Source organism: Sodalis sp. C49, assembly GCF_046352915.1.
Taxonomy (GTDB): Bacteria; Pseudomonadota; Gammaproteobacteria; order Enterobacterales; family Enterobacteriaceae; genus Acerihabitans.
The window spans coordinates 4,872,540-4,886,120 of sequence record NZ_CP163303.1 but is presented as its reverse complement, the minus strand read 5'-3'; the positions used below and the strand labels follow the sequence as shown (position 1 = coordinate 4,886,120).

General features: G+C 58.8%; 11 protein-coding genes. 5 read left to right on the top strand and 6 right to left on the bottom strand.

From position 1 onward, the window contains the following. Positions 1 to 3 precede the first annotated feature (3 nt). Both ABUK12_RS22080 and ABUK12_RS22075 read left to right on the top strand, forming a co-directional pair. A complete protein-coding gene (locus ABUK12_RS22080; RefSeq protein WP_410013828.1) occupies positions 4 to 1,113 on the top strand; it encodes an HlyD family secretion protein in 1,110 nt (369 codons plus the stop codon). Then, positions 1,113 to 2,525 (top strand): efflux transporter outer membrane subunit, encoded by a 1,413-nt coding sequence (locus ABUK12_RS22075; protein ID WP_410013827.1) that lies wholly within the window; start codon positions 1,113 to 1,115, stop codon positions 2,523 to 2,525. The genes ABUK12_RS22080 and ABUK12_RS22075 overlap by 1 nt, the downstream gene beginning before the upstream one ends. A 91-nt stretch (positions 2,526 to 2,616) precedes the next feature. On the opposite strand, the gene ompC is transcribed toward ABUK12_RS22075, so the two are convergent. The 3 genes from ompC to treA all read right to left on the bottom strand — a co-directional run bounded on the left by ompC (position 2,617) and on the right by treA (position 7,456). Beyond that, positions 2,617 to 3,705: a porin OmpC gene (gene ompC / locus ABUK12_RS22070; protein WP_410013826.1), complete on the bottom strand. Its 1,089-nt coding sequence runs from the start codon at positions 3,703 to 3,705 to the stop codon at positions 2,617 to 2,619. 124 nt (positions 3,706 to 3,829) lie between these two features. Further along, positions 3,830 to 5,395: an MFS transporter gene (locus tag ABUK12_RS22065; RefSeq protein ID WP_410013825.1), complete on the bottom strand. Its 1,566-nt coding sequence runs from the start codon at positions 5,393 to 5,395 to the stop codon at positions 3,830 to 3,832. Between the two features lie 408 nt (positions 5,396 to 5,803). After that, positions 5,804 to 7,456, bottom strand: coding sequence for an alpha,alpha-trehalase TreA (gene treA, locus ABUK12_RS22060; RefSeq protein WP_410013824.1), 1,653 nt, complete (start codon positions 7,454 to 7,456; stop codon positions 5,804 to 5,806). Between the two features lie 492 nt (positions 7,457 to 7,948). Here treA and fucO point away from each other — a divergent pair, with 492 nt between their 5' ends. Continuing rightward, positions 7,949 to 9,100, top strand: a complete 1,152-nt coding sequence (gene fucO, locus ABUK12_RS22055; protein WP_410013823.1) for a lactaldehyde reductase — start codon at positions 7,949 to 7,951, stop codon at positions 9,098 to 9,100. A gap of 704 nt (positions 9,101 to 9,804) precedes the next feature. Here the strand turns inward: fucO and ABUK12_RS22050 are convergent. After that, positions 9,805 to 10,005: a hypothetical protein gene (locus ABUK12_RS22050; protein ID WP_410013822.1), complete on the bottom strand. Its 201-nt coding sequence runs from the start codon at positions 10,003 to 10,005 to the stop codon at positions 9,805 to 9,807. A 499-nt stretch (positions 10,006 to 10,504) separates the two neighbouring features. On the opposite strand from ABUK12_RS22050, the gene ABUK12_RS22045 reads away from it, so the two are divergent. After that, positions 10,505 to 11,080 carry a serine protease gene (locus ABUK12_RS22045; RefSeq protein ID WP_410013821.1) on the top strand — a complete coding sequence of 192 codons (576 nt, stop codon included), beginning with the start codon at positions 10,505 to 10,507 and terminating at the stop codon, positions 11,078 to 11,080. 81 nt (positions 11,081 to 11,161) lie between these two features. After that, entirely contained in the window at positions 11,162 to 12,256 is a 1,095-nt protein-coding gene (locus tag ABUK12_RS22040) for a LacI family DNA-binding transcriptional regulator (protein ID WP_410013820.1), read from the top strand. A 14-nt stretch (positions 12,257 to 12,270) separates the two neighbouring features. Here ABUK12_RS22040 and ABUK12_RS22035 read toward each other — a convergent pair whose 3' ends face one another. Beyond that, the gene (locus ABUK12_RS22035; protein WP_410013819.1) at positions 12,271 to 12,600 is read right to left on the bottom strand and encodes a DHCW motif cupin fold protein; all 330 of its coding nucleotides are present in this window, start codon (positions 12,598 to 12,600) and stop codon (positions 12,271 to 12,273) included. A 77-nt stretch (positions 12,601 to 12,677) separates the two neighbouring features. Then, positions 12,678 to 13,316: an RpiB/LacA/LacB family sugar-phosphate isomerase gene (locus ABUK12_RS22030; protein ID WP_410013818.1), complete on the bottom strand. Its 639-nt coding sequence runs from the start codon at positions 13,314 to 13,316 to the stop codon at positions 12,678 to 12,680. Positions 13,317 to 13,581 lie beyond the last annotated feature (265 nt).

Genomic DNA, 13,581 nt, shown 5'->3' with positions numbered 1-13,581 from the left:
ACAATGAGTCAGCAACCCGACGGCCCGGCCACGGCGCCGGAAAAGGAAAAAAGCAGCTATGCCCGTATCCTGACCACCCTGGTGGCGGTGGCGATCGCCATTGTCGGCGTGCTGGTCATCCTCTACGCCTGGCAGTTGCCGCCGTTTACCCGCCAGGTGCAGACCACGGACAATGCGTATGTTCGCGGCCAGGTTACCGTCATCAGCCCGCAGCTCAGCGGCTATATCACCCAGGTCGCGGTACAGGATTTTGCCTGGGTGCGCAAAGGCGATCTCCTGATGACCATTGACGAGCGCATTTACCGGCAACGGGTGCATCAGGCCATGGCGCAGCGGGATATGAAACGGGCCGCGCTGGCCAATAATATTCAGCAACGGCGCAGCAGCGAGGCGGCGATTGCGCGCAACCAGGCGGCGGTGGTCAACGCCCAGGCGCAGGCGGAAAAAGCGCGCCTGGATTTAAAGCGCGTCGAGGACCTGATGTCCGACGGCTCGTTATCCGTGCGCGAGCGCGACGCCTCGCGCGCCAGCTACAGCCAGGCCAGGGCGGATATCGCCCAGGCCACGGCGGCGCTGGAGATGTCCCGGCAGGATTTGCAGACGGTCATCGTCAACCGCGCGTCGCTGGAGGCCGATGTCGCCAGCTCGCAGGCGGCGCTGGAACTGGCGCAGATTGATTTGGCCAATACCCGCATTGTCGCGCCGCGCGATGGGCAATTGGGCCAGATCTCGGTCAGGCAGGGCGCGTATGTCAGCGCCGGCACCCACCTGACGTCGCTGGTGCCCGAGCAGATGTGGGTGATCGCCAATATGAAGGAAACGCAAATGGCCGCCATCCGGCTGGGACAACCGGTCAGTATCCGGGTGGATGCGCTGGACTACGCCAGCCTTAGCGGCGAGGTGGAAAATATTTCGCCCGCCGCCGGGTCGGAATTCAGCGCCATTACGGCGGATAACGCCACCGGCAACTTTGTCAAAATCGCCCAGCGCATCCCGGTGCGGATAAAAATCCACGATGATGGCCCTCTTTACCGGCGGTTGCGTCCAGGCATGTCGGTGGAAGTCAGCATCAATACCCTGAATGCCGAAAACCAGCAAGGCGAGGTACGCTGATGCCGGCGAAGCCCCTCCTGCTGCGTTTATCCGCGCCCGGCCTGCTCCTGCTGCTGTGCGCCTGCCACCCTGGGCGCGAGCCGGCGGCGCAGTCCAGCCTGCTTATCCCGGCGCAGTGGCGCGAAAAGGTGGGCCCGGCGGCGCCGGTGGAGGCGCGCTGGTGGCGGGAATTTAACGATCCGGTATTGAGCCGGCTGGTTGAACAGGCTCTGCGCAATAATACCGATATCCTCACCGCCCGCGCCCGGGTTGACGAATATCGCGCCCGGCTGCGCGCGGCCAACGGCGATCGCCTGCCGTCGCTGGACGCCGGCGTCGACGGCACCCGCGCCCGGGTGCTGTCGTCGGCCACCGGCCTGCCGGTCTATAGCACGGTTTACCAGGGCACGCTGCAGGCGGGTTATGACGTGGATCTCTGGGGACGGCGGTCCGCTACCGCCGCCGCCGCGCGCGCAAGCCTGGAAGCGCAGCAGGCGGCCGCGGCGGCGGCCATGCTGACGGTGGCATCGTCCGTCGCCTCGGGATACCTGACGCTGTACGCGCTGGACCGGCAACTGGCGTTAACCCGCGCCACCCTGGAATCACGGCGCAATTCGCTGAAACTGGCGCGCAGGCAGTTTGAAACCGGCTATTCATCGCGGCTGGAATACGTGCAGGCGCAGGCGGAATACCAGGCCGCCAGCGCCCAGATACCGCAGCTGTCGCATCAGATAACGGAACAGGAAAACGCGCTGAGCATTCTCTTGGGCGCTAATCCCGGCGCCATCCCGCGCGGCGACGATGCCGGCCGGCTGCGCCCCCTGCCCTTGCCCACCCTGCTGCCCTCGGAGCTGATGCGACGGCGTCCCGATATCATCCAGGCCGAACGGCAGCTGATTGCCGCCGACGCGACGCTAAGCTCCGCCCGCGCCGCTTTGCTGCCCTCGCTTAATCTGACCGCCTCCGGCACCCTGCAGGACAATGCCCTGGAAAAGCTTATCGATAATCCTTTCCGGCTGTGGAGCATCGGCGGCAGCGTACTGGCGCCGCTGCTCAACCGCGAGGCCCTGAACGCCCAGGTGGATATCAGCGCCGCCACCCGCAACCAGGCCCTCTACAATTACGAAAAAGTGGTGCGATCGGCGTTCAGCGAAGTGAACAATAGTCTGGACGCCATCACGCGGCTAGAGGAACAGCTGACGGAAACCCGGCGGCAGGAGGACGTGGTAAGCGAGGCGTTGCGCATCGCCCATAATCGCTACCGCAACGGCTACGCGTCTTACCTGGAAGAACTGGATGCCCAGCGTACCCTGTTCGCTACCCAGGTCAGCGTAATACAGTTGCGCAACAACGTGCTGCTGGCGCAAATTGATCTTTACCGTTCCCTTGGGGGCGGCTGGCGGGTGGACGGCGATAACCTGGAGCCGCGCTAGGGCAGAAGTGAATGCGGTTCGCCGCCTGAGGAAAGACTCGCGGCGCGCGCGGCGTTGGCCCATCGCTTTGGGCCAACGCCTAACTGATTAATCAGAAATAATAAATCAGCGCCACCGCCAGCACATCGTCGGTATTGATACCGCTGTTTTTGGTGAAGTCGTTATTTTTCAGTAAATTGACTTTGTAGATAACGTCCGTGGACATGCGTTTATTGAAGAAATAAGCGCCGCCGACGGCCAGGTATTTCAGCGTATCCTGATTACCATAGCCTTCGATATCCTTACTGCGGGTTTGCAAATAACTGACGATCGGCGCCAGGCCGTTGGTGAATTGATATTGCGCCAACAGTTCCACCACCTGGGCCCGGTTGGCAAAACCATACACGCTGTGGCTGCTGCTGCCGAACGGCGTCGCGTTATAGGTTTCGGTATAGGTGGCCGCCAGGTAGATCTGGTGGGCGTCATATTTCAGGGCACCGCGATAGGCGTCGGCTTTATCGCCATGGCCGTAGGCCAGGTTATTTTGTCCCTCGGTTCGATCGGACGTGGCAAACGTAGCGCCGGCGCTGATACCCGCGCCAAAGTCATAAATCAGCGCCGCGCCGTAGCCTTCGCCGTTCTGGCGCAGGGCATCGCGGCCGTTATTGGTTTCGGTGGCGCTGCCGTTCTTGCCCTGGTACTGGGCGGTGAGCTTCAGGCCGTCGATCAGGACGTTATTGCGATAGGTCAGCAGGTTGCTGGTACGTTTAAACATAAAATTGTCAATGCCGTAAGCGTCGCCGCCAAATTCGGGGATCACATCGGTCCAGGCGCCCAGATCGTACAGCACCCCGAAGTTACGCCCGTAATCCACCGACCCGTACTGCTGGGTGCGCAGGCCGGCGAACCCGAGGCGGGTGACGCTGGTGCTGGTGCTGCTTTCCGCCTGGTTGGCGTTGACCTGGTATTCCCACTGGCCGTAACCCGTCAGGGACGAATTAATCTCGGTCTGGCCGCGAAAGCCAAAACGGAAATAGGTTTGATCGCCATCGATGCCCGGATTATCGCTAAACATATGCAGCGTATCGACCTTGCCATACAGATCGAGCTTGTTGCCGTCTTTATTGACAATCTCGGCCGCGTTGCCGTTGCCGGCAATAAAAACCAACGGTAAAACCCACCACAGAACAGAAGATTTCATTTTATTCCAACCCTCAATTAATTAATTTAAAATAAAATTCAAATAGTGAATTGCTGTGTTACGTCCATATTTATCCCTTGGCCGGTGCGGCCAATTATTGTTTATGGCTTTTCTTTTTCAGCGCTTAAACGGCATGCTCCTGCGGTACGGCTTTTTCCGGCGCGCCTTTATGGCGGTTAAGGTAGCCGATGTTGTTATTGCCCCACAGCGATTCGTATTTCATGCCGGTCAGCGTCTCCACGGTGGCCCGTGCCTCCGGCGTGATCTGCTGCGGCAGCGGATGATTGGCCGCGCGCATTTTTTGCGTTTCCAGCTGCAGGATGCGGTGGGTTTTCAGGTTCAGCTTAAAGCGCAGGGAAATAATGAAACCCGCGGTCAGCACCAGCACCGTGCCGATGCACAGGATGGCCAGGATGGCGTGGCTTACCTGCGGCAACTGCACTTTCTGCCCGGAAACGAACCCCGACAGCTGCAGGAACACCCCCACCAGCATTACCGCCCCGGCCTGGGACGCCTTGCGCGTCAGCGTCATGATGCCGGCGAAGATGCCCTCGCGCCGCTGGGCGGTGATCGCCTCGTCCACATCGGCGATATAGGTGTAGATATTCCAGGGCACATAGTTGATGCCGCCCCGGCCAAGGCCGGCCACGGCCGATACCAGCAGCAGCAGCGAGAACGTGTCGCTCAGGCCGGCGTAGTACAGCACGCCGTAGGAGAGCGCGCTCAGGCCGAACAGGGTGACCACCAGCCGGTAGGACGGCGCCGGTCCGAAGCGGATGCACAGCGGGATCATGCCGATCACCGCCACGAACTGCAGGATCGCCATCACCCCCATCAGGTTGGAGGCCACGGTGGCGCTTTGCATCAGCACGAACACCACATAATAGGTAAACACCGCGTTGAACACGTCCTGGGCGATGTAGCCGCCGAGGTACAGGCCCAGATGCTGGCGAAAGATGCGCACGCGCAGCGTGGAGGACAGTTCGATATGCAGGCGCCGCAGGCTTTGTCCCAGGGTCAGCTGCTGTTTTTCACGCTCAAGCTTTAATACCGCCTCCGATTTCAGCGCCGCCGGCCGCTCCCAGGTAAACAGGTAGACCAGGGTCAGCACCAGCGCGCAGATCACCGCGAACACCACGCTGGCGTAGAAAAAGGAAATGGCGTTGTCCTTGCCGAAATGCGACAGCAGGATGCCGGGCAAAAAGGCGGCCAGGATGGCGGACAGCTGCGCCAGGGCGATGCGCGCGCCGGAGAACTTGGATTTTTGTTTAAAATCGTCGGTCATTTCCGGCACCAGGGTTTCGTAGGGCACCAGGATCATGGTGTAGACCACGTCGAACAGCAGATAGGTCAGCAGGTAATAACCGTAGCCCATGCCGCCGACCCACATCAGGCAGTAGCTGAACACGCAGGGAATGCCGAGCAGGATAAAAAACTTACGGCGGCCGAAGCGCTTGCCCAGCCAGGTGCCGCCGAAGTTATCGGTCAGGTAGCCCATCAGCGGGCTGACCACGGCGTCCAGCACCCGGGCGCAGGCAAAGATAAAGGTGGCCTCGATGGGCGAGAGGCCGCAAAACGTGGTGTAGAAATAAAGCAGCCAGGCGGCGGTCAGGGCGGTGGTGCCCGCGCCCAGGAAATCGCCGGAGCCATAAGCCAGGTATTGCGGTAAACCTATGGAACGTATTTTCATTGCTGTGATGTCCAGGATTGTATCTGGTTAGACAAAGGTTGAAGAACACTTGAATCTGCCGGTTATAACGCGGTTCAAGATAGAACCAACCAACAATGAAAACCTTTCTGCGGTTGCCAGAACGTTGCGTCCAGTGGCAGAAAAACGAAGAGAATAACGATCGAGGTCAAAAATATAAAAAAATAGTTTATTTTTAATAAAACATCATTTTAATTAATTAACGGCAATTAAAATAATGTCTTTCGCGCCCCAGGGGCGCCACCCGCGCCCGGCCATCGGCTCCCCGCGCCGCCCATAGCAAAACGCCGCAAGCCGTTGTCGGCTTGCGGCGTGAGTTGCGCAGGTAAAAGAGGGCGCCCCTGGCCAACGGACGCCGCCGAAGACAGCGGGCGCCGGCGCCGGGCGTTATCAGGCGCCGACGGCGGCAGCCGGTTCCAGCGTGGCCTCAGCCTGGCTGGCGGTATCCGTATAGTCCGGCATCTTGTCGTTATACATATCCAGCAGCTTAAGGGTGACGCCGTTGGTCCAGCCAAAACCGTCCTGCAGCGGATACTCGCCGCCCCCGCCTCCGCCGAGGCCGCTGCCTTCCACCACGTATTTCTCCACCAGCTTATGCTGATTGTTGAACAGCCGCTGCACGTTGCCCAGGAAACGGGTGGCAATATCTTCCGCCAGCTCGTCCAGACCATAATTGCGCAACCCCTCCACCGCGACCCATTGCAGCGGCGCCCAGCCGTTCGGCGCGTCCCATTGCTGGCCGGAAACATTGGTGGTGGTAATCAGCCCGCCCTGTTTGAGCAGCTGATCGCGTATCGTCTGGGCGGTGCGGGTGGCGCGCTCCAGCGGCGCTACTTTGTTATACAAGGGGAAAACCATGGCGGCGGTCAGCTGATCGCGCAGCTTATCCTGGCGCCAGTCGAAGTCGGCGTAATACCCGCCCTCCTCGTTCCACAGGTGCAGGTTAATCGCCTGCTTACGGCGCTCCGCCCGCTGGCTGTAATAGCTGGCGGCATCATGGTTGCCGCTCAGCAGGCTGGCCTTGGCGAGCGTCTGCTCCAGATGGAAGAGCAGCGCGTTCAGATCCACCGGCAGGATGGACGTCGTGCGGATAGACGACAGCGCCAGCGGATCATCGAACCAGCGCGAGCTGAAATCCCACCCCGATGCCGCCCCAGCCCGCAGGTCCCGGTATACTTCCCCCGCCGGGCGATCCGTGGCCTCGCTGGCGGTCACGATATCGTCCATATAGGACTCGGTGCGCGGCGTATCCAGATCGTCCCAATAACGATTTAGCAGCGCGCCGTCTTTCATGCGCACCACCCGTTCGGCGGCGGCGCCGTTCTCCAGCGCGTCGCCTCCCTCCATCCAGTACTGGTATTCTTTTTTCAGCTGCGGCAAATAGTTTTGATAGATGCCGTCCCCTTCCCTGCTCGCCAGCAAATCCACCATCAGGGCAAAAAACGGCGGCTGCGAGCGGCTCAGGTAATAACTGCGGTTACCGTTGGGAATGCGCCCATAGGTATCGATTTCATGGGAGAAATTATCGGTCATATCCACCACCAGCTCCCACTTATCGCATTCGGCCAGGCCGAGCATGGTAAAATAACTGTCCCAATAATAGACTTCGCGAAAGCGTCCGCCCGGCACGACGTAGTCCTTCGGCAGCGGCAGCAGCGAATCATAGGGCCTCACGGTGGAGGTATTGCGGGTCAGCACCGGCCACAGGGTGGTGATATGCTCGCGCAGGGTTTGCCCGTTGGGCGGCACATATTTCACCCGGTCGGTGGGGAATATAAAATTTTTCTCGACAAACGTCCGCAATTTGAAGTTCTTGCGCCGCTTTTTCGCCTGATAATCGGATAATATGGCCGCCGGGGTACGGCGCGGCACCGCATCGGCAAAGGTCTTCTGATCGGAAAATAATTTTGCCGTCTGCACATCGATGTACAACTGCCCCAGTAAGGCATCCGGTCCCTGGCGTACGTTGATATTATATTTATTTTTTTTTGCCAGCGCCGTTGAAAAAACCCGGCCTGACGCGGTACCCAGCGACATGCCCATGGTTAGAAATCTTCTCCAGGCCCACCTGAAAGAGCGTGTAAACATAGGTTAACTCTCCATTTTTATACGCCATCCGGCTAAACTGGCCACGGTCAGCCTTAGCATAACCCGTAGCTGATTTATAACTATAGCCACTCACGCCATAAGCTGGGGCCGGGGAGGCAAATTAGCCGGTGAAATTAGCTGGTTAGCCCGTTTCACGGCCATATTCGGAATTATCGTAACGCCCAGGCGTCCACCGCCGCGTAAACCGGCCGCCGCGCGCGCGCGGGAACACCCCCTCCCCGCCAATAACAGGATAATTACATTCGCTCCCGGCATTTAGCATTAATAACAAAGCCAATATATTTCCAGGTAAAAAATATTTCATTATTCCTGATGCTTTTTTTTAACTCATCATTAATGTGAAGTGAAGCATTTATTAATACTTGTCGTCCACGACCACAGGTGAAAATATTAACTTACCCTCCGCTATAACAAAGGTTATTTATTATGGCTAATAGAATGTTCCTTAATCAAACCTCTTATTTCGGTAAAGGCGCCATCACCCATATCATTGACGAAGCGCGCACCCGCGGCTACCACAAAGCCCTGGTGGTTACCGACAAAGATCTCATCCGCTTTGAAGTGGCCACCCGCGTAACCGATCTCCTTAAACATGCCGGACTGCCCTTCCAGATTTATGATGAGGTGGTGGCGAACCCCACCATAGAGATAGTCCATAAAGGCGTTGCCGCTTTTAAGGCCGCCGGGGCGGATTATCTGATAGCCATTGGCGGCGGGTCGCCGCAGGATACCTGCAAGGCCATCGGCATTATCATCAATAATCCCGAATTTGCCGATGTCCGCAGCCTGGAAGGCGTCGCGGCCACCAAAAAACCCTGTGTGCCGATCCTGGCGGTGCCCACCACCGCCGGCACCGCTGCCGAGGTCACCATCAATTATGTTATCACCGATCGGGAAAACCGGCGCAAATTTGTCTGTGTTGATCCGCATGATATTCCGCTGGTGGCGATTATCGACCCCGATATGATGGCCAGCATGCCCGCCAGCCTGAAAGCCGCCACCGGCATTGACGCCCTGACCCATGCCATAGAAGGCTATACCACCCTCGCGGCGTGGGAACTCACCGATATGTTCCATCTCAAGGCCATAGAAATCATTGCGCGGTCCCTGCGTGATTCCGTACAAGGCAACGCGCGTGGCGTAGAGGATATGGCGCTGGGTCAATATGTCGCCGGCATGGGATTTTCCAATGTCGGCCTTGGGCTGGTGCATGGCATGGCACATCCGCTGGGCGCGTTTTATGATACGCCGCATGGGGTGGCGAACGCGGTACTGCTGCCCACCATCATGGCCTATAACGCGGCGCACACCGGGGAAAAATTCCGCCATATCGCCGTGGCGATGGGCGTTGAAGCGGCGAAGACCATGGATATCGCCCAGGCGCGCGCCGCCGCCATCAATGCGGTCAAACAGCTGTGTCATGATGTGGGCATTCCCGCGTCGCTGCGGGATCTGGGCGTGAAAAAAGAAGATATCGCGCAACTGGCCAAAGCGGCCTTCGCGGATGTTTGCACCGGCGGCAATCCCCGCGCCGCCTCGATTGCCGATATTGAACAACTGTATCAAGCGATTTTCTAACCGCGCCTGAAACCGCCTCCCGCCAACACTTATCTCAAAGCAGACGTGTTCAAGGGCGAGCGTGCCAATGGGGTTGAATCGGGCGTGCTTTTCCGCCCGACCGAGGCCCCATGACACGGTATGCCCGCCACGCCGAACTCAACACAAACCTGTTAAGGGAGAGCGTGCCAATGGGGTCGAATCGGGCGTGGTTTCCCCGCCCGACCGAGGCCCCATGGCACGGTATGCCCGCCAACGCCGAACTCAACGCAGACGTGTTCAAGGGAGAGCGTGCCAATGGGGTCGAATCGGGCGTGGTGTTCCCGCCCGACCGAGCGCCCCATGGCGCGGTATGCCCGCCAACGCCGAACTCAATGCAGACGTGTTCAAGGGAGACCGTGCCAATGGGGTCGAATCGGGCGTGGTTTCCCCGCCCGACCGAGGCCCCATGGCACGGTATGCCCGCCAACACTCATCTCAAAGCAGCCGTGTTCAAGGGAGAGCGTGCCAATGGGGTCGAATCGGGCGTGCTTTTCCCGCCCGACCGAGCGCCCCATGGCACGGTATGCCCGCCAACACCGAACTCAATGCAGACGTGTTAAAGGGAGACCGTGCCAATGGGGTTGAATCGGGCGTGCTTTTCCCGCCCGACCGAGGCCCCATGGCGCGGTATGCCCGCCAACACTGAACTCAACGCAGACGTGTGCAAGGGAAAATACGGCAGGCTAGATCCGCTGCGCGTGATCAGAATGGATCCGGTATTCCATATCGCTCACCCGCTGCCAAACGTCGGCCGGGATATACACCGGCATATTCTCGCAGCCCATGGCGCTAAACAGGGCATCCGTCTCGGATCCGGTAAACATATCGCTGACCGGCTCTTCAGGCTGGGTGACAAACAGACGCTTTAAACGATCGACAATCATCTCGATTCTCCTGGCTGTGGACAAGAAGCCTGACCTTCCTGGGCCGGTTAACCCTGAAACGCTACCCTACCGACTGTATATGACACTTGTACTGTTATAACCATAAATCACCACCGCGTGAAAGCACTTTTTCACCTAATCTTATACCCCATAAGGCAATACCGCTCCCCCAGACGCCGCCGCTCGCGCCTCTGCGGATAAACCCGCTCGCCGCGCGCGAATGTAACACATCCCATTTGATGAAGGAGGATATAGGAAAAGTGATCAAAGCATAATAGATAATCGTCAAAAAAAACCATACTCCTATTACATCCACGCCCTTAACAATGTATTATAACGATAATTATTTTATAGTGATTTAATTACCCATCACCCTGATGTGATTCGGTATCCTTCCCCGCCAGAAATAGAGTTACTTCACCTGTAAAATAGAAGCACCATATCAATTATTAAGCAAATTTAATTATTTATATCAATATATATTGCAACAGGATTAATTATGATAAAACACCCCATTCTGCTATTAGCGGCGTTATTTTTATTGACCGGCTGCTCGTACGGAAAATATAGCTTTGATAAAGACACCCGCGCTAAAGCCGATATGCGTTTTATCGGCATCCCGGCGCTGGCCGGAGCGGTCGGCACCAGCTTTCCCATCGGCGACGGCTACAGCCTCACCGCCAGGCATGTGGCCAAAATCATGATGATGGACGTGGTGGCCTACCATGAGGTCTGTGACATCGCCCTGATCCGCGCCGGCAAGGGCCGGGTGGATTTTCGCCCGGCGGTGGCCGGTGAAAATGTACGCATGTACGGTTATTCGGCGCTGAGCACGCTGCCGGTATCATCGCGCGGCATTGCCTCCTACCAGGATCATTACGACGGCTGTCCCGCCTTCGCCTCCACCTCCGGCGTGGTCCAGGGCATGAGCGGCGGGCCGGTATACGGCGATGACGACGCGGTGGTGGGCGTGGTGATAGCCTATAATAAACGCCTGGGCGTATCGGTGTTTATCCCCTGGCAGTCCATCGACACCTGGGTGGAAGAAAAGCGCGCGACACACCGCACGGCATAATCGCCCCGGCGGGTCGCTTTGATTTGCTCGTATCCCCGCGCCGTTGTAGCATTGTCGGCGTTCTCCTTGCCGAGCCATATCATGCCCAAGCCTAAAAACCCCCGCCCCGTCACCGCGCGCTCCACCCACGGCGTAACCCTTTTTGATGTGGCTAAACTCGCCGGCGTGGCGCCAATTACCGTCTCCCGCGTGATGAACCAGCCCAATCAGGTCAAGGACGCCACCCGGCTCAAGGTACTGCGGGTGATCGAAGAAACCGGCTACGTACGCAACCAGATCGCCGGTTCGCTGGCGTCCAATCGCACGCGCCTGGTGGCGGTGGTCGTGCCCATGCTCACCAACCCGATATTCGCCGACACCTTCCAGGCCATCGCCGCCAGGCTGGCGCAGGCAAATTACCAGGTGTTGCTGGGCATTTCCGGCTATCAGGCCGCCCAGGAGCAGGAACTGCTGGAAGTGGTGCTCAGCCGCCGCCCCGACGGCATTATCCTCACCGGCACCATCCATACCGAGGTCAGCCGCAAACGCCTGCGCGCCACCGGCATCCCGGTGGTGGAAACCTGGGACATGACCGACGATCCCATTGATATGCTGGTGGGGTTTTCCCATGAGACCATAGGCCAGCGTGAAGCGCAGCACCTGCTGGCGCAGGGCTACCGCGATTTTGCCCTGATTGAGGTAGACGACCCGCGCGGCATGCGGCGCAGCAACAGTTTTATCCGCCAGCTGGCCCAGCAGGGCATCGCCCCGCTCGACCGCCAGACGTTCCACGGTTTGCCCACTCTGGAACAGGGGCGGCAAGGCCTGGTAAACCTACTGCATCTGCTGCAACGCCCGGCGGCGGCCCAGGCCGCATCCGCCGGGATACGACGGCCGCTTATCCTGGTGTGCACCTCGGATACCCTGGCGCACGGCGTCTTGACCGAGGCCGCCAGCCGGGGGATCGCCATACCCGGCCACATCGCGGTCATGGGGTTCGGCGATATGAATTTTGCCGCCCATACCTTTCCGGCGCTGTCGACGGTTAAAATCGACGGCGCGTATATCGGCCAGCGCGCGGCGGCGGCCTTGCTCGAGCGGTTAAAAGACCCCAACGGCGCACCGCCCGTGGCCATGGATGTCGGTTTTACGCTGGTGGATCGGGATAGCACCGGTCCGCTGATTGACGCGCGATAACGCGGCCCGCGCCGTCAGTCGACGATAAACAGGGTGGCGCCCCGGTCGGTATAGGACCGGTGCGCTTCCGCATTATCCGCCACCTGGTAACTGCTGCCCGGCGTCAGCGTAAAAATACGCCCGTCCGCCAGTTCGGTATGCAACTCGCCGGTGAGGCATAACAGGATATGCCCTTTGACACACCAGTGATCGGCCAGGTAACCGGCGGAATATTCCACCATACGCACGCGGATATCGCCGAAATGACAGGTACGCCAGAGGGCTTCCCCGCGCGCGCCGGCATGGCGCGTGGGGTCCACGCGCGACCAATCCGTGGTGCCGAAGGGAATCTCTTTTATCTGCATGTCGTCAAGCCCCGGGCCTGGATAAGCGTTTTCAGGCGGATTTCGCCCGCGGCCCGCCCCGGATGGGCGGGCTGTCGTTACGCTACCAGTGTTTCGATATAGCCGGCAATGGCTTTATCCCGGCAGTTGGCAAAGAAATATTCCTTGAATTTGGCCCCGGCGACGGCGCCCTTCAGCAAATCCTGATCGAGATCGGCCAGGATGGACAGCAAATCGCGATAGCTCACCGCTTTCACCGCATCCAGGATCTTTTTATTCCGCTGTTCCGGCACCACGCGCTCCTTGGGATACCCCTGGCCGCCGGCGGTTTCAAACAATTTTTCGAAAATATACTGCAGGTTCAGCTCCGCGCCCCAGCCGAATCCCTTGGCAAACGGCAGGGAGATGGCATTGCCGTCGTTAATCTGGGCAAACATATAGCCGTCGGCGGGATCAATGGCCAGGCCGCAGATCACGCCCGGGAAGGAATTGCAGGCCAGCATGGCGCCGGCGCCGGTTCCGCAGCCCGTCACGACATAATCCGCCGCGCCGGAGTTCAGCAATATCGCGGCCAGGATGCCGTTCTGAACGTAGGTCAGCGTCGCCTTATCGTCGGCGGAATACATGCCGTAGTTAAACACCTGGTGACCCAGCGGCTCGACCACCTTGGTCAGGGTGGCGGCGATAAGCTCATTTTTAGCAGCCTGGCTGTTTTCGTTAATCAGTGCGATTTTCATAAAAGCGTTATCCGTAGTCAGTGAAAAGGATGAGGCGAGAATGCCTTGATGTCCTGCGGTCTTCGCTTGGCGGCCAGCCGGGCGACCTGACCGCCTGGCGTTATGATAAAGAAACCGGCATCACTATTCAATAAAATGAAATGCCGTTTTATTTTAGATTATGGCATCCCGGCGCCGGCAAAAACCGCGTTGCCGTCACGCAAAGCGCCGGTCATCGCGCGGCGTCCGGCCCGGCACAAATTAGCTTATGAGGTAATTATAATTT